Genomic DNA, 16,585 nt, shown 5'->3' on the forward strand with positions numbered 1-16,585 from the left:
CATGGCCCGCGTAACCGTTGAAGACTGCCTAGAACACGTGGATAACCGCTTTGAGCTGGTCATGCTCTCTACCAAGCGTGCCCGTCAACTGGCCACCGGCGGCAAAGAGCCGAAAGTAGCATGGGAAAACGACAAGCCTACCGTCGTCGCCCTGCGCGAAATCGCTGAAGGCCTGATCGACTACGCAGCTATCGCCGAAGCTGAAATCGTTGAAGATGAACCGCTTTTTGCTGCATTCGAGGACGAGTCCAACGAGGCCGTCTAAGCCTATGCCTGGTCGACGTGGCACGGCGCGGGAACAAAGCTTGTGGCAGGAGACATCATGCCGAGCATAGACGCCCTCGCCGATCGCTTATCGACCTACCTCGGCAAAGACCAGGTCAACCTGGTCCGCCGAGCGTATTTCTACGCCGAACAAGCCCACGACGGTCAACGCCGCCGTAGCGGTGAGGCGTACGTCACGCACCCACTCGCCGTGGCGAATATTCTTGCCGACATGCATATGGACCATCAGAGCCTGATGGCAGCCATGCTGCATGACGTGATCGAAGACACCGGTATTGCCAAGGAAGCGCTGCAAGCGCAGTTCGGCGAAACCGTGGCCGAACTGGTCGACGGGGTCAGCAAACTGACCCAGATGAACTTCGAGACCAAGGCCGAAGCCCAGGCTGAAAACTTCCAGAAAATGGCCATGGCCATGGCCCGCGACATTCGCGTGATCCTGGTCAAGCTGGCTGACCGCCTGCACAACATGCGCACGCTGGAAGTGCTGTCCGGCGAAAAACGCCGACGCATCGCCAAGGAAACCCTGGAAATCTATGCACCCATTGCCAACCGGCTGGGCATGCACGCCATTCGCATAGAATTCGAAGACCTCGGCTTCAAGGCCATGCACCCGATGCGTTCCGCGCGAATCTACCAGGCCGTCAAACGCGCCCGGGGTAATCGCAAGGAAATCGTCAACAAGATCGAAGAATCCCTCAGCCACTGCCTGGCCATCGATGGCATCCAGGGCGAGGTCAGCGGTCGTCAGAAACACCTCTACGGCATCTACAAGAAAATGCGCGGCAAGCGTCGGGCCTTCAACGAGATCATGGACGTCTACGCGTTCCGGATCATCGTCGACAAGGTCGATACCTGCTACCGCGTGCTGGGTGCTGTTCACAATTTGTACAAACCGTTGCCGGGTCGCTTCAAGGATTACATCGCGATCCCCAAGGCCAACGGCTATCAGTCGCTGCACACCACGCTGTTCGGCATGCACGGTGTTCCGATCGAGATCCAGATCCGAACCCGTGAAATGGAAGAGATGGCCAACAACGGCATCGCCGCCCACTGGCTGTACAAATCCAGCGGCGACGAGCAGCCAAAAGGCACCCACGCCCGCGCCCGCCAATGGGTCAAAGGCGTGCTGGAGATGCAGCAACGCGCCGGCAACTCGCTGGAATTCATCGAAAGCGTGAAGATCGACCTGTTCCCGGACGAGGTCTATGTGTTCACGCCCAAGGGCCGGATCATGGAGCTGCCCAAAGGCTCCACGGCGGTTGACTTCGCTTACGCGGTGCACACCGACGTGGGCAACAGCTGCATTGCCTGCCGGATCAATCGTCGTCTCGCGCCGCTGTCCGAGCCACTGCAAAGCGGTTCCACGGTCGAGATCGTCAGCGCCCCTGGCGCACGGCCGAACCCCGCCTGGCTCAACTTCGTGGTCACCGGCAAGGCCCGGACGCACATTCGCCACGCGTTGAAACTGCAACGCCGCTCCGAGTCCATCAGCCTGGGCGAACGCCTGCTGAACAAAGTCCTCAACGGTTTCGACAGCTCGCTGGAAAAAATTCCACTCGAGCGCGTCAAGGCCATGCTCACCGAGTACCGCCTGGAACTGATCGAAGACTTGCTGGAAGACATCGGCCTGGGCAATCGCATGGCCTATGTGGTGGCGCGCCGGTTGCTGGGCGAAGGCGAACAGCTGCCGAGCCCGGAAGGACCGCTGGCGATTCGCGGCACCGAAGGCTTGGTACTCAGCTACGCCAAGTGCTGCACGCCGATCCCGGGCGACCCGATTGTCGGCCACCTGTCCGCGGGCAAAGGCATGGTCGTGCACCTGGACAACTGCCGCAACATCAGCGAAATCCGCCACAACCCGGAAAAATGCATCCAGCTCTCATGGGCCAAGGATGTCACCGGCGAATTCAATGTCGAACTGCGCGTCGAGCTGGAACACCAGCGCGGCCTGATTGCCCTGCTGGCCAGCAGCGTCAATGCGGCCGACGGCAATATCGAAAAAATCAGCATGGACGAACGCGATGGTCGCATCAGCGTGGTCCAACTGGTGGTCAGCGTGCACGACCGCGTGCACCTGGCCCGCGTGATCAAGAAACTGCGCGCCCTGACCGGGGTGATCCGTATCACCCGCATGCGCGCGTAGCCCCCATCAATTACAAGGAGTCATCCATGACCAAGACTGTTATCACCAGCGACAAGGCCCCGGCCGCCATCGGCACCTACTCCCAGGCGATCAAGGCTGGCAACACCGTTTACATGTCGGGTCAAATTCCTCTGGACCCAAAAACCATGGAACTGGTCGAAGGCTTCGAAGCCCAGACCGTCCAGGTCTTCGAGAACCTCAAAGCCGTGGCTGAAGCCGCCGGCGGTTCGTTCAAGGACATCGTCAAGCTGAACATCTTCCTCACCGACCTGAGCCACTTCGCCAAGGTCAACGAGATCATGGGCAAGTACTTCGACCAGCCTTACCCAGCCCGCGCCGCCATCGGCGTAGCGGCCCTGCCAAAGGGTTCGCAGGTTGAAATGGATGCCATCCTGGTCATCGAGTAATGTGTCCGGCGCAGCCTAGGGCTGCGCCGACTGCTCTGCTGTAAAGAAAGCTTGAAAGGATTCCACCATGCGCAAAGCGCTTGCTCTCTCGCTGCTCGCCCTGCTTTTGGGCGGTTGTGCCAGCAACCCTGCCGACCGAGATATCAGCGGCACCTGGATCAATCAGGTGGCGATCGATGCTGCCTCCAAGGGCGTCCCCCTGCGTGAAGCACTCCAGGCCTATGGTCCGAACCTGGAATGGGACGTCAACACCAAGGCCGGTCAGGCCCGTTACACCAATGGTTTTGAAAATGTCGACGGCAAGTTGCTGGGCGAAGAGTCCGGCGCCTGGAAAATCGACTTTTACGGCAGTTCCGGCAGTGAGCTCAAACGCGCTGGCAAACAATTGAACCAGGCCGCGAGTGAAAACGAGCCCGCCCAGGTCTTCGATCGCGCATTGATCCCGGTACCGGATGGCGCGCCGATCGGCGCCAGTTTCGAACGTGCGCTGTACTCGGCCTACATGGGCGGTAGCTGGAAAGTCATCAGCGGCCCCGGCGAGGGCAATACCGTGCAGTTCCAGGCCGATGGCCAGGTGAGCGGTTTGCCAGGCACCGACCGTTATGCCCTGTGTCTGGCGGGTGACTGCGCCTCGATGAGCGGTGGCAATGACAACATGTGGCTGCAACTCAATGGGCAAGGCAACGCCTGGATCTTTACCCGCAAAGGTAAGGCGCTGGAAATTTTCCAGACCGTGAATACGGCGCTGGCGGACGAACAGCCTCAGTTCACACCGGGTGATCGCAAGTGGTTGCTGGAAAAGCAGTAATCCGGATCTAACTGCAAAGAAGATCCCATGTGGGAGCGAGCCTGCTCGCGAAAGCGGTGTAACACACGACAAATTTGTTGAATGTTACGGCCTCTTCGCGAGCAGGCTCGCTCCCACAGTTGTTATGGGTGATTGGGAGTCAGCAGCGTCCTTCAAGGATCGCCGCATAGCCTTCGCGGAAGCTCGGGTACTTGGGCACCCAACCTAACGCCTTTGCCCGCGCATTGCTGCAACGCTTACTCCCCGTGCGGCGCACGCTGGCATCGTCCGCCCATTCGGTCACACCCAGATATTCGCGCAACCAGCCAACCACATCCGCCAGTGCTGCCGGCGCGTCATCGACACCAATATAGATGTCGTCCAGCGCCACGCCACGCCGATCCGCCTCAAGCAGGCACGCCATCAAGCCGGCAGCGTCGTCGGCATGAATCCGGTTGGCGTACAACGGTGGATCGACCACCACGCGGTAACCCTGGCGCACCTGAGTCAACAGCCACTCTCGACCGGGCCCGTAGATACCGGTCAACCGCACGACGCTCGCCGGGATGCCGCTCTTCAGGGCAATCTGTTCGGCTTCGAGCATCACACGCCCTGAATAACCCGCCGCCACGGCCGGCGAAGTCTCGTCGACCCACTCCCCCTCCTGCTGACCGTAAACACTGCTGCTGGAAACGAACAGCAGGCGGTCAGGCACCTGCCCATAGTCGTCCAGCCACTCCAGCACATGCTGCAGGCCCTGGATGTAGGCGGCGCGGTAACCGGCTTCGTCATGATCGGAGGCGGCCGCGCAATACACCAGGTAATCCACGGCACCGATTGGCCAGGTCTCTGGACAGTCTTTGCTGAACAAGTCGCCAGCCACGCCAATCACGCCTTCGGGCAGGCGCGAAACATCGCGCCGCAGGCCATGAACCTCCCACCCCGCAGCCAACAATTGCGTGGCCAGGCGACTGCCGACATCACCACAACCGGCGATCAAAACAGAAGGCGCGGACATCAGAAAACTCCTCTTGGAAACGGACAGACTAGCGCTGGCAATGGACGAGCGGCTAGCAATACAGGAAAAAAAGAGACTCTATTACTTTTGTTAACAAGAATTACTTGCAATAATGCGCCCCACTTTTGTTCTCGGGCTTCGAGGCCTGGAAGAACAGCAATCGTTTTTTTCTCTCAGGTCCGGCCCAGCATGACACGTAATCAACTCTCCGCTTCGCCAACCAAACGACCTCGCGCCTGGAGCGCGGTAGCCGCCGTGTTGCTCAGCTTGATGCTGGCACCCACCGCGGCGTTCGCTGACGCCCAAGCACCCGCCACCCCGGCCGCCACCGCACCGGTCGCAGCTGACCATGCCGTTCCGGCAGCGACTGCACCGGCCCAGGCAGCATCTGCTCAGGAAGGCCTCGGCGAAGACGTTCCTGAAGTCCTCGAAGCCGATAACAGCCTGGGCATGGCTCACGACCTTTCGCCGTGGGGCATGTACAAGAATGCCGACATTATCGTGAAAATCGTGATGATCGGCCTGGCGATCGCATCGATCATCACCTGGACCATCTGGATTGCCAAAGGCTTCGAGCTGATGGGCGCCAAGCGTCGCCTGCGCGGTGAAATCGCCAACCTGAAAAAGTCGGCCTCCCTTAAAGAAGCCAGCGTCACCGCGGCGAAGGAAGGCACTCTCGCCAACTTGCTCGTGCACGACGCTCTCGAAGAGATGCGCCTCTCGGTCAACAGCCGCGAGAAAGAAGGCATCAAGGAACGCGTCAGCTTCCGCCTTGAGCGCCTGGTGGCCGCCTGCGGTCGCAACATGAGCAGCGGCACTGGCGTGCTTGCCACCATCGGTTCCACCGCGCCGTTCGTCGGCCTGTTCGGTACCGTGTGGGGCATCATGAACAGCTTCATCGGCATCGCCAAAACCCAGACCACCAACCTCGCTGTCGTGGCCCCCGGCATCGCTGAAGCCTTGCTGGCGACCGCACTGGGTCTGGTCGCGGCGATTCCTGCGGTGGTGATCTACAACGTGTTTGCCCGCTCCATCGCCGGTTACAAGGCGCAGGTGTCCGACGCGTCGGCCCAAGTCCTGCTGCTGGTCAGCCGCGACCTCGATCACCAGCCTGAGCGCAGCTCGCAACCGCACATGGTGAAAGTGGGGTAATCGGCCATGGGCCTGCATTTGAAAGAAGGGGCAGACGACGATCTGTCCGAAAACCATGAAATCAACGTCACGCCGTTCATCGACGTGATGCTGGTGCTGTTGATCATCTTCATGGTGGCGGCTCCGCTGGCCACCGTGGACATCAAGGTCGACCTGCCTGCGTCCACCGCCAAACCGGCGCCGCGGCCAGAGAAGCCGGTGTTCCTCAGCGTCAAGGCTGACCAACGCCTGTTCCTGGGCGAAGACGAAGTGAAGGCCGAAGCACTCGGCGCCACGCTCGACGCCAAGACCCAGGGCAAGAAAGACACGACGATCTTCTTCCAGGCCGATAAAGGCGTGGATTACGGCGACCTGATGAGCGTGATGGACAACCTGCGCTCGGCCGGTTACCTGAAGGTGGGTCTGGTCGGTCTCGAGTCGGCAGCCAAGAAATGATCACGACGCGCCATAAGCTGACGCGTTACAGCGGTAGCCTGGCCGTGGTGCTGGGCGTTCACGCACTGGCCATCGCGCTGGCCGTGAACTGGACGGCCCGTCCGCCCATCCAATTGCCGCCCCAGGCAATGATGGTCGAGCTGGCACCGGTTCCAGCCCCGCCACCCCCGGCACCGCCGAAGGTCGTCACCCCACCGCAGCCGCCGACTCCGGTTGAAGAACTGCCGATACCGAAACTCGCCGAAGCGCCGAAGGCCGAGATCGCCGTTCCGAAACCGGTCAAGCCCAAGCCAAAGCCTCAACCGCCCAAGCCTGTGGAGAAAAAGCCGGAGCCGCCGAAGGAGAAACCGTCCGAGGCCAAGCCGAGCGAAGCGCCGCCGACGCCCGCGCCGACCGAGAAATCCGCCGCGCCTGCGCCTGGCCCCTCTGCTGCTCAAGTAGCCGCCAAGGCCAGCTGGGAAGGCACCCTGCTCGCGCACTTGCAGAAGTACAAAAAGTACCCGGCCAGTGCACAGGCACGGGGCAAGGAAGGCATGAACCGCCTGCGTTTCGTGGTGGATGCCGATGGTAACGTCTTGTCATTCGAGCTGGTGGGTGCCTCAGGCACTGCCGATCTGGACCGGGCCACCCTCGATATGATCCGCCGCGCCCAGCCGCTGCCAAAACCACCGGCGCACATGCTCACCAACGGCTCCATCGAAATCGTTGCACCCTTTGTCTACTCGATAGACAAACACCGGCGTTAAGCAGAACACAGGACCCTGTGGGAGCGAGCCTGCTCGCGATAGCGGTATGACAGCCGACGAAGATGTTGAATGTTATGGCCAAATCGCGAGCAGGCTCGCTCCCACATAGGTTCTCGCACCACCCAAAAGGCACCGAAAGGTGCCTTTCGCATATCTGCCAGCGGCAAACCCACATTGCCCGGTGTCACCCGACACATACCTTCTGATAACGTGCGTCTATCGATTGCAGCCGGTATGCTTGGCTCGCATCTTCATGGACGCTTTGCTATGACCCTCACAGAATTACGCTACATCGTTACCCTCGCCCAAGAGCAGCACTTCGGCCACGCGGCCGAGCGTTGCCACGTCAGCCAGCCAACCCTGTCGGTGGGCGTGAAAAAGCTTGAAGACGAACTCGGTGTGCTGATTTTCGAGCGCAGCAAAAGCGCCGTGCGCCTGACTCCGGTCGGCGAAGGCATTGTGGCCCAGGCGCAAAAAGTCCTGGAGCAGGCCCAGGGCATTCGCGAACTGGCCCAGGCCGGTAAGAACCAGCTGACCGCGCCGCTGAAAGTCGGCGCGATCTACACCGTCGGCCCGTACCTGTTTCCACACCTGATTCCGCAACTGCACCGGGTCGCCCCGCAGATGCCGTTGTACATCGAAGAAAACTTTACCCATGTGCTGCGCGACAAGCTGCGCAACGGCGAACTCGACGCGATCATCATCGCCCTGCCCTTCAACGAAGCCGATGTGCTGACCCTGCAACTCTACGACGAGCCGTTCTACGTCCTGATGCCGGCCCAGCACCCGTGGACGCAAAAAGAATCCATCGACGCCAACCTGCTCAACGACAAGAGCCTGCTGCTGCTCGGCGAAGGCCACTGCTTCCGCGATCAAGTGCTGGAAGCCTGCCCGACCCTGACCAAAGGCAACGACGGCGCCAAGCACACCACGGTGGAATCCAGCTCACTGGAAACCATCCGTCACATGGTCGCGTCCGGCCTCGGCATTTCGATCCTGCCGCTGTCGGCGGTCGACAGCCATCACTATGCGCCCGGCGTGATCGAAGTCCGGCCGCTGTCGGCACCCACGCCCTATCGCACCGTGGCCATCGCCTGGCGCGCGAGTTTCCCGCGGCCCAAGGCAATCGAAATCCTCGCTGACTCCATTCGCCTGTGCTCGGTGGCCAAGCCGTCCGCGCAGGTGGTGGCGGGCTAAGCAAGCGTCATGACCGAGTTGTCGCAAGTGTCCGTGACGGCACTCAAGGGTGTCGGCGAAGCCATGGCCGAGAAGCTGGCCAAGGTCGGCCTGGAAAATCTCCAGGACGTGCTGTTTCACCTGCCGCTGCGCTATCAGGACCGCACCCGCGTGGTCCCGATCGGCGCCCTGCGCCCAGGCCAGGATGCCGTGATCGAAGGCACCGTCAGCGGTGCCGACGTGGTCATGGGCCGGCGCCGCAGCCTGGTGGTGCGCCTGCAGGACGGCACCGGCGGGCTCAGCCTGCGCTTCTACCATTTCAGCAATGCGCAGAAAGAAGGCCTCAAGCGCGGCACGCGGATTCGCTGCTACGGCGAAGCACGGCCCGGTGCGTCAGGACTGGAAATCTACCACCCGGAATACCGCGCCATTACCGGCGACGAACCGCCGCCCGTGGATGAAACCCTGACTCCGGTGTACCCGCTCACCGAGGGCCTGACACAACAGCGCCTGCGCCAGCTGTGCATGCAAACCCTGACCTTGCTCGGTCCCTCCAGCCTGCCCGACTGGCTGCCGAACGAACTGGCCCGCGACTACCAACTGGCGCCGCTGGCCGATGCGATCCGCTACCTGCACAACCCGCCGGCCGATGCCGACGTCGATGAGCTGGCCCTCGGGCATCACTGGGCACAGCACCGTTTGGCGTTCGAAGAACTGCTGACCCATCAACTGTCCCAGCAACGCCTGCGCGAAAGCATGCGTTCGCTGCGCGCGCCGGCCATGCCGAAAGCTACGCAACTGCCGGCCAGATATTTGGCCAACCTCGGGTTCAACCCCACGGGTGCACAGCAACGGGTCGGCAACGAAATCGCCTACGATCTCAGTCAGCACGAGCCCATGCTGCGGCTGATTCAGGGCGACGTCGGCGCGGGCAAAACCGTAGTCGCCGCCCTCGCCGCGCTACAGGCCCTGGAGGCGGGTTATCAAGTGGCGCTAATGGCGCCCACCGAGATTCTCGCCGAGCAGCACTTCATCACCTTCAAGCGCTGGCTCGAACCGCTGGGCATAGAGGTCGCGTGGCTGGCCGGCAAGCTCAAGGGCAAAAACCGCGTGGCCGCGCTGGAGCAGATCGCCAATGGCACACCGATGGTGGTCGGCACCCATGCGCTGTTCCAGGACGAAGTGCAGTTCAAGAACCTGGCGCTGGCGATCATCGACGAACAACACCGCTTCGGCGTGCAACAGCGGCTGGCCTTGCGGCAGAAAGGCGTCGGCGGGCGGATGTGTCCGCATCAGCTGATCATGACCGCCACACCGATCCCGCGCACGCTGGCCATGAGCGCCTACGCCGATCTCGACACCTCGATCCTCGACGAATTGCCGCCCGGCCGAACCCCGGTCAACACCGTGCTGATCACCGACAGCCGACGCGTCGAAGTCATCGAGCGGGTGCGCAGCGCCTGCGCCGAAGGGCGCCAGGCCTATTGGGTGTGCACCCTGATTGAAGAGTCGGAAGAGCTGACGTGCCAGGCCGCCGAAACCACCTATGAAGACCTGACCGCCGCCCTCGGCGAGTTGAAAGTGGGACTGATTCACGGACGCATGAAGCCCGCCGAGAAAGCCGCGGTGATGGCCGAGTTCAAGGCCGGCAACTTGCAACTGTTGGTGGCGACCACGGTGATCGAGGTTGGTGTGGACGTGCCCAACGCCAGCCTGATGATCATCGAGAACCCGGAACGCCTGGGGCTGGCGCAACTGCACCAGTTGCGCGGCCGCGTCGGTCGGGGCAGCGCGGTCAGCCATTGCGTGCTGCTCTATCACCCGCCGCTGTCGCAGATCGGCCGGCAACGGCTGGGAATCATGCGCGAGACCAACGACGGTTTCGTCATTGCCGAAAAAGACCTCGAACTGCGCGGCCCCGGCGAAATGCTCGGTACGCGGCAGACCGGCCTGCTTCAATTCAAGGTCGCCGACCTGATGCGCGATGCCGACCTGCTGCCCGCGGTTCGCGACGCCGCACAAGCCTTGCTGGAACGCTGGCCGGACCACGTCAGCCCGCTACTCGACCGCTGGCTGCGTCACGGGCAGCAATACGGCCAAGTGTGAGCACCGTCGCAGTTTCTGGAGGATGGGTTTGAGCAAGCTGGGTATACTCCTGCAATTGTTTTAGTCCGGATACAGACCATGACCGAAGTTGCCCTCGCACCCGCCTCCCCGCACGCTCCGTCGGTTATTCGGCTGCTGCTGGGCAAACTGGGCATTGCCTTTGAAGAAGTCCTCGACCATCACGGCTTGAACCCGGCGCGCAAGGTCCAGGCCGTGCTGCTCGATGATGCCGTCGGCGCGCTGATGGTGCTGTTCCCGCAGAATCAGTTGCTCGACCTCAACCGCCTCACCGAACTCACTGGCCGTCGCCTCACCGCCGTGCCGACCGAGCGCCTGGTCAAGATGCTCGGCAAGCACAGCCTGAGTTTGCTGCCGGGTCTGCCCACCCTCACCAGCTCGCCGTGCCTGTATGAAGAAAGCCTGCTGCGCGAGCCGACGGTGCTGGTCAATTCGGGCGAGCCGGGCGTGCTGCTGGAAATCACCAGCGAAGCCTTCAAGTCCATGCTCAACAAGGCCAGCGCCGCCAACTTCGGCGAAGCCCTGAGCAGCATCCGCCCCAACCTCGACCGCCCCGACGATGACCGCGAGGAAATCACCCAGGCCGTTCAAGCGTTCACCGCGCGGCGCATCCAGCAACGCCTGGAAGCGACCATCGAAATACCGCCGCTGGCCGAAACCGCACAAAAGATCATCAAGCTGCGCGTGGACCCCAACGCCACCATCGACGACATCACCGGCGTGGTCGAAACCGACCCGGCGCTGGCCGCGCAAGTGGTGAGCTGGGCCGCGTCGCCGTACTACGCCTCGCCGGGCAAGATCCGTTCAGTGGAAGACGCCATTGTGCGGGTGCTGGGTTTCGACCTGGTGATCAACCTGGCGCTGGGCCTGGCCCTGGGCAAAACCCTGAGCCTGCCCAAGGACCACCCGCAACACAGCACGCCTTACTGGCAGCAATCGATCTACACCGCCGCCGTCATCGAAGGCCTGACCCGCGCCATGCCGCGCACCCAGCGCCCGGAAGCCGGCCTGACCTACCTGGCCGGCCTGCTGCACAACTTCGGCTACCTGCTGCTGGCCCACGTGTTCCCGCCGCACTTCTCGCTGATCTGCCGCCACCTGGAGGTCAACCCGCACCTGTGCCACAGCTACATCGAGCAACACCTGCTGGGCATCAGCCGCGAGCAGATCGGCGCCTGGCTGATGCGCTTCTGGGACATGCCCGATGAACTGGCCACCGCACTGCGCTTCCAGCACGACCCGGCCTACGACGGCGACTACGCCGAATACCCGAACCTGGTGTGCCTGTCCGTGCGCCTGCTGCGCAGCCGCGGCATCGGCTCCGGCCCGGACGAAGACATCCCCGACGCCCTGCTCGACCGCCTCGGCCTGACCCGCGCCAAAGCGGAAGACGTCGTCAGCAAAGTCCTCGAAGCCGAAGTGCTGCTGCGCGAACTGGCCTCGCAATTCAGCCAACCCTAAAAAGCTTCGCGAGCAGGCTCGCTCCCACAGAGGTTAGGTATTCCCTGTGGGAGCGAGCCTGCTCGCGAAGAATTCAACCCGGACTTACTGACAGTCCTTAAACCTTGGGTTTGGCTTTCTTTGGCTTCAAATATTTGGTCAACCCCTGAAACCAGATCACCAACGCCGGGTTGCCCTTGATCTGAATCGACTTGTCCTGAATCCCCGTCATGAACGCCAATTGCTTGTTCTTCGCCTGCATCGTGGCAAAGCCATACGCGGCATCTTTAAAGGCAATCGCAAACGCAGGCTCGGCATGCACCCCGGCCTGGCTGGTGATGCGCTGATCCTTCACCCGGAAATGCCGAGCCACTTTCCCGTCCAGGGTCTGCAGCTGAAACACCAACTCCTTGTCACCCAACTGCTGCTGAAACGCAGGGTTGGTCCGACTGGCCTTGCCCATCAACAAGCCCAGCATCCACAGCAGAAAACGAAATTTCATGCGCAAGCCTCAAAAGAAAAATGAACGGCTGGCGCAGTTTAGCGACTTAAAGCAGGAACGCCACCGACGAGTTGCGTTAGAAGAAGATCAACCCTATTACCTGCATGATGACTACCAAGTCATAATTTTCACGGCCCCCACTGTTCATCTGGCTTGATTAAGGGCTAACCAGCGCCGCAGCCACGACGGCTGCGTGTTGATTGCGTCATACAGCTCCTGAGCCGTGATAGTGCGTTGCGCCTCGTCAAAACTCAGGGCCGCTCTTAACGCGGGCCAACAATGCTTCGGCAAATGCCGTGGCGCGCGCAATTCACGGTCCATTTGCTCATCCCGTGCACGGGTTGAGAGCCAACGGCGGAACGGGTGTTTGCCACACGCCAATTCATACAACACACAGCCCACCGCATAGATGTCCGCTGCGGCGGTCAGCGGTTGGCCTTCAAGCAATTCGGGGGCGGCATAGCCTGGGGTCCAGGCATTGAAGCGGCGGCGACTCAGCTTTGGCAGTCCCGGCATGATGCACTCCTCGGCTTGGCCAAGACCGAAATCAAACAGTCGAACGCCCTCTTCACCGCACATCACGTTGCTTGGTTTCAAATCGCCGTGCAGAACACCACGGCTGTGGGCATGGACCAATGCGTCAAGCAATGGAAGCGCAACATCCCGCAGCGCTGGCCACGGTAACCCCAGAGGCTGGTCGCAGAGCACCTTGTCCAGGGTCAGGCCACTCATCAGCTCCATGGTGATGAAGGCTTGTCGGCAACGCGTATCCACTTCAAAGGTGTGCAAGCGCACCACGTTCGGATGACGTAAGCGCCGGGTAAGGGCGAACTCGCTGTAGAGCAAGGCACCGGCATCCTGGGAGTTGGCGAGTTCTTCACCGAGCATTTTCAGCGCGACATAAGTTTCACGGTCACCGAACTGTTCGTGCAACAGATCCCGTGCGCGGTACACCACGCCCATTCCACCAGCACCGAGCAACCGCTCGATCCGATAACGCCCCACTAACACATCCTGCAACTCAATGACGCGAGCCTGGAACGACATGACATCACGGAATGCGTCAGCTGGCTTGGCGAAAGCGAAATAGGTCAGATCGGCAGCGTCCTCATCGCTGCTCGGCAGCTTTTCGGGCACTGGTACAGGCTCACTCATTGACGGATCACTACACCGGTCAGGTTATCCCGCGCGGGACCACACAAGGCTCCCTCGAACAACCCAGAAGGCAATGGTTCTTCTCACCGATGTACAGCTCGCGGATTTCTTCCCGACGCAGGACCAGACAAATGTCGTAATCGAGTGGATCTCGCAGGGTGAACTGCACCAGCGCACACAATGGTTGATAACCGAATCCACTTGTTGAGTTCCTGCTCGAGGTCCGTACGTTCCTTCCATGAACCCAGTTGTTCGCGCTGCAGTACTTTCAAATAGTGGGCCAGCCGATTGACGATCATCATGTAAGGCAGTTGAGTGCCGAGCTTGTAGTTCAGCTCTAAAACCTTGCCTTCGGCACTGATGCCAAAACTTTTCGGTTTCTGAACGGAACTGGCAGAAAAGAATGCCGCGTTGTCGCTACAGCAGACTCCACGACACCTGGCGTCGGTTGATGATCGACGGCTCTCTGCACGAGGTTTTTCAGGCGACGGGAAATCGGTAGCAACAAAGGCGCGTCGTCACTGAGGTGTTCCGCGCAAATGGCGTCGAGCCCTTCCAGATGCTCCACCAGGCGACGGAACAGTTGCAGTTGCTCTTTGATCGCGACGTCTTCAGTGAGCACCTGCTCAAGACGCGATACCAGCCAGTTGATAGCGGCAGCGCGGGTACGGGGTTTGTTCGGGTAAATGTCGGCCCAGCGACATTCACACAAGTGATGCAGCATTCCGAGACCGGCCAACAGTCCCTGGAAGGATTCACACTGGTACAAGGCCCATGTCAGCCAGGCACTGACCCGTAAATCCTTGGACTTGGTCCGCAGCAAGTTCTCGCAGCTCTCGCGAACTTTAGGCCAGTCGATCTGACTGCATTCGTGTATGGATTGGGCTTTGCCCAGCTCGCATTCCAGCGCTTCATATTCATTCGAAAAGCGAACATCCTCGCCCGCGAAACTCTCATTGGAAACAGAGACTTTAGCGAGTTCAAGGTAATGAGCGGAAAGTTTGCTTGAGTAAGACATCCATGGCCTTTTCAATAGTTATGGTCATCGGCAATCTGAGCTTCAATGACTCCGGCCCCCTGTAATCGAAGCCGACACAAAGCATGGCAAAAATAAAAAAAGAAAAATGTAGGACGCTTCCGAAAATTCACGCGAATGAAAGCTTCCAGCTAAAAACTGTCGTACTAATGACAATTTATTGTAGGAATATTTACCGTCGTATATTTCCAACGATGTCTCACGACACATCATTAATTAGTTTAGCAACAACACTTGAAATTAAAGCACTAGGCTTAAGCCATGCCCGACTTGCCCTTATGCAACATTAAGAAATATGAGAACTTTCTGGCGAAGATAAGAGAGCTTTCCTACATAAATACCACCAACGCCTTGTTAGCGTGTTTCAGCATTTAACACAGTTTCAATCCCGACTCAGCAAGCGCCTCACATTTCGTTTTCTCATTCGGCTCAAGGACGAGCCACGGAAAAGCAAAAGGATAAGCGTATGTTCGCTCCGGCCAATGCAGCCCATTTCACGCTCGAAATCCCTTCCGTTCACAACGACTTCAAAGTGCTGGCCTTTGAAGGCACTGAGACCATCAGTTCGTTGTACTCGATTGTCGTCGAGCTGGTCAGCGAGTACCGCGATATCGATCTGGAAGGCCTGCTTGGCCAACCGGCCTTTCTGCGGTTCGGACTTGATGGCGAAGGGTTGCATGGCCATATCGAAGGGGTGGGCGCCCATGAGGTCGGCCAGCGCCTGAGCCGCTATCGCGTTCATCTGGTGCCGGCGCTCCACTACTTGCAGTTCAGCCGAGATCAGCGGATTTTTCAGGACCTGACGGTCCCGCAAATCATCGCTCAGGTGCTCAAGCGGCATGGCATCCAGGCAGACACTTATCGCTTTCATGTGCGAACCAGCGCCAAACGCGACTATTGCACCCAGTACGGGGAAAATGATTTTGAGTTCGTCCGGCGCCTATGCGCCGAGGACGGCATCGCGTGGCATCACCAGCATTCCCGCGAAGGTCATCTGCTGGTGTTTACCGACGACCAATCTTTTTTCCAAAAATTGAGCGAAACCCCGTTTCTGGATGACTCCGGCATGGTGGCGGAGCATCCGGTCGTCAGTCATTTCTCCCTGCGTTTCAACACGCGTACCAGCAGTACCACACACCGGGAATACGACCTGAAATGCCCGAGCCATTTGCTGGAGAGTCGCTACAGCAGCTCACTCAATCCTTCGCTTGAGGACTATCGTTATCCGCTGTTCAGCGAGAGCGAAAAACACGGTAAACAGCTCGCCCGGCAGGCATTGGAACGGCACCGCGCCGACTACCAATTAGCCGAAGGCAAAAGCGACCAACCGAACCTGCGCAGCGGCCATCTTTTCGGTCTGACGCAACACCCACGTAAATCCTGGAACGATCTATGGCTGCTGCTCAGTGTGACCCACACGGGTAAACAGCCTCAGGCCTTGGAAGAGGCATTCACAGGTACCACCGAGCCTGAGGACGGATTTACCCAGGGTTACCGCAACAGCTTCAGCGCCATCCCCTGGGACGTGTTTTATCGACCACCGCTGCATAGGCAACGAACACCGCTGGTTTGCCAGACCGCCCGTGTCACCGGGCCTGCCGATGATGAGATCTACTGCGATGAGTATGGTCGGGTGAAAGTCGAGTTCCATTGGGACCGCGCCGAACTCAACAACGAACACAGTAGTTGCTGGCTACGGGTTTCCACCGGCTGGGCGGGCCAGGATTTCGGCGCGGTGACCATTCCGCGCATCGGCATGGAAGTGGTCGTCACCTACCTGGAAGGCAATCCAGACTATCCGTTGATCACCGGATGCCTGCCGAACAAGCGCACGCCGGTGCCCTACCCTTTGCCCGCCAATAAAACCAAAACCGTACTGCGCAGCCACAGCTCACCGCACACCGGCGGCTACAACGAACTCTCCCTCGAAGACCGCGCCGGACAGGAGTTGATCCACCTGCGGGCGCAACGGGATATGGAGCAGAAGATCGGACACGACAGTCGGCTTGAAGTGGGCAATGAGCGTCGAGTCACCATCAAGGGCAACAGTATTACGGTGCTGGAGGCTGAAGAGCACCTCGCCAAGTCCAGTTGCTTGCGAGTAGAGCGAGTCTTCACCACCGCTTGTGGTCCCGATGCCCTCCACATAGACGGCGATTGAAGTCATTGTTGCGTCTGG

15 protein-coding genes and 3 pseudogenes are annotated in these 16,585 nt (G+C 60.1%); 12 read left to right on the top strand and 6 right to left on the bottom strand.

The genetic code is table 11. From position 1 onward, the window contains the following. The first annotated feature begins 1 nt into the window (after position 1). The 4 genes from rpoZ to BJ917_RS20570 all read left to right on the top strand — a co-directional run bounded on the left by rpoZ (position 2) and on the right by BJ917_RS20570 (position 3,643). The gene (rpoZ, locus tag BJ917_RS20555) at positions 2-265 is read left to right on the top strand and encodes a DNA-directed RNA polymerase subunit omega (protein ID WP_007921129.1); all 264 of its coding nucleotides are present in this window, start codon (positions 2-4) and stop codon (positions 263-265) included. Between the two features lie 57 nt (positions 266-322). Next, positions 323-2,428: a bifunctional GTP diphosphokinase/guanosine-3',5'-bis pyrophosphate 3'-pyrophosphohydrolase gene (gene spoT, locus BJ917_RS20560; RefSeq protein ID WP_096514228.1), complete on the top strand. Its 2,106-nt coding sequence runs from the start codon at positions 323-325 to the stop codon at positions 2,426-2,428. 26 nt (positions 2,429-2,454) lie between these two features. Then, positions 2,455-2,835 (top strand): RidA family protein, encoded by a 381-nt coding sequence (locus BJ917_RS20565; protein WP_003229509.1) that lies wholly within the window; start codon positions 2,455-2,457, stop codon positions 2,833-2,835. A 67-nt stretch (positions 2,836-2,902) separates the two neighbouring features. After that, positions 2,903-3,643: a hypothetical protein gene (locus tag BJ917_RS20570; protein ID WP_096514227.1), complete on the top strand. Its 741-nt coding sequence runs from the start codon at positions 2,903-2,905 to the stop codon at positions 3,641-3,643. Positions 3,644-3,782: 139 nt separating this feature from the next. Here the strand turns inward: BJ917_RS20570 and BJ917_RS20575 are convergent, their stop codons facing one another. Beyond that, on the bottom strand, positions 3,783-4,640 hold the full coding sequence (locus BJ917_RS20575) for an SDR family oxidoreductase (protein WP_096514226.1): 858 nt from the start codon (positions 4,638-4,640) through the stop codon (positions 3,783-3,785). A gap of 189 nt (positions 4,641-4,829) precedes the next feature. On the opposite strand from BJ917_RS20575, the gene exbB reads away from it, so the two are divergent. The 6 genes from exbB to BJ917_RS20605 all read left to right on the top strand — a co-directional run bounded on the left by exbB (position 4,830) and on the right by BJ917_RS20605 (position 11,734). Then, positions 4,830-5,792 carry a tonB-system energizer ExbB gene (gene exbB, locus BJ917_RS20580; protein WP_121104296.1) on the top strand — a complete coding sequence of 321 codons (963 nt, stop codon included), beginning with the start codon at positions 4,830-4,832 and terminating at the stop codon, positions 5,790-5,792. Between the two features lie 6 nt (positions 5,793-5,798). Then, positions 5,799-6,227 carry a TonB system transport protein ExbD gene (gene exbD / locus BJ917_RS20585; RefSeq protein ID WP_108217242.1) on the top strand — a complete coding sequence of 143 codons (429 nt, stop codon included), beginning with the start codon at positions 5,799-5,801 and terminating at the stop codon, positions 6,225-6,227. Next, a complete protein-coding gene (locus tag BJ917_RS20590) occupies positions 6,224-6,973 on the top strand; it encodes an energy transducer TonB (protein WP_096514224.1) in 750 nt (249 codons plus the stop codon). The genes exbD and BJ917_RS20590 overlap by 4 nt, the downstream gene beginning before the upstream one ends. Before the next feature lie 267 nt (positions 6,974-7,240). Then, positions 7,241-8,170, top strand: a complete 930-nt coding sequence (locus BJ917_RS20595) for a hydrogen peroxide-inducible genes activator (RefSeq protein WP_096514223.1) — start codon at positions 7,241-7,243, stop codon at positions 8,168-8,170. A gap of 9 nt (positions 8,171-8,179) precedes the next feature. After that, the gene (recG, locus tag BJ917_RS20600; RefSeq protein ID WP_121104298.1) at positions 8,180-10,255 is read left to right on the top strand and encodes an ATP-dependent DNA helicase RecG; all 2,076 of its coding nucleotides are present in this window, start codon (positions 8,180-8,182) and stop codon (positions 10,253-10,255) included. Positions 10,256-10,333: 78 nt separating this feature from the next. Further along, positions 10,334-11,734: an aminoacyl-tRNA deacylase and HDOD domain-containing protein gene (locus tag BJ917_RS20605; RefSeq protein ID WP_121104300.1), complete on the top strand. Its 1,401-nt coding sequence runs from the start codon at positions 10,334-10,336 to the stop codon at positions 11,732-11,734. 97 nt (positions 11,735-11,831) lie between these two features. On the opposite strand, the gene BJ917_RS20610 is transcribed toward BJ917_RS20605, so the two are convergent. Beyond that, complete coding sequence (locus BJ917_RS20610) at positions 11,832-12,215, bottom strand: helicase (RefSeq protein ID WP_121104302.1); 384 nt, start codon at positions 12,213-12,215, stop codon at positions 11,832-11,834. Between BJ917_RS20610 and BJ917_RS31910 the strand changes: the two genes are divergently transcribed. Further along, a complete protein-coding gene (locus BJ917_RS31910) occupies positions 12,214-12,372 on the top strand; it encodes a hypothetical protein (protein WP_158602487.1) in 159 nt (52 codons plus the stop codon). The genes BJ917_RS20610 and BJ917_RS31910 overlap by 2 nt on opposite strands. On the opposite strand, the gene BJ917_RS20615 is transcribed toward BJ917_RS31910, so the two are convergent. From BJ917_RS20615 to BJ917_RS20630, 4 genes and pseudogenes are all read right to left on the bottom strand, one after another. After that, on the bottom strand, positions 12,360-13,370 hold the full coding sequence (locus BJ917_RS20615; RefSeq protein WP_121104304.1) for a serine/threonine-protein kinase: 1,011 nt from the start codon (positions 13,368-13,370) through the stop codon (positions 12,360-12,362). The two genes, BJ917_RS31910 and BJ917_RS20615, sit on opposite strands and share 13 nt — an antisense overlap. Positions 13,371-13,431: 61 nt before the next feature. Then, a pseudogene (locus BJ917_RS20620) lies at positions 13,432-13,569 on the bottom strand (type VI secretion system baseplate subunit TssG); the annotation flags it as partial. Next, positions 13,562-13,789 (bottom strand): annotated as a pseudogene (locus BJ917_RS20625) (type VI secretion system contractile sheath large subunit); the annotation flags it as partial. The pseudogenes BJ917_RS20625 and BJ917_RS20620, both read right to left, overlap by 8 nt. Continuing rightward, positions 13,771-14,388, bottom strand: a pseudogene (locus BJ917_RS20630) (ImpA family type VI secretion system protein); the annotation flags it as partial. The pseudogenes BJ917_RS20630 and BJ917_RS20625, both read right to left, overlap by 19 nt. A gap of 484 nt (positions 14,389-14,872) precedes the next feature. On the opposite strand from BJ917_RS20630, the gene BJ917_RS20635 reads away from it, so the two are divergent. Beyond that, positions 14,873-16,567, top strand: a complete 1,695-nt coding sequence (locus BJ917_RS20635) for a type VI secretion system tip protein VgrG (protein WP_121104306.1) — start codon at positions 14,873-14,875, stop codon at positions 16,565-16,567. The last annotated feature ends 18 nt before the right edge of the window (positions 16,568-16,585 follow it).

Origin of the sequence: Pseudomonas sp. WPR_5_2, assembly GCF_003634475.1 — a bacterium.
In the GTDB taxonomy this organism is placed as follows: Bacteria; Pseudomonadota; Gammaproteobacteria; order Pseudomonadales; family Pseudomonadaceae; genus Aquipseudomonas; species Aquipseudomonas izuensis.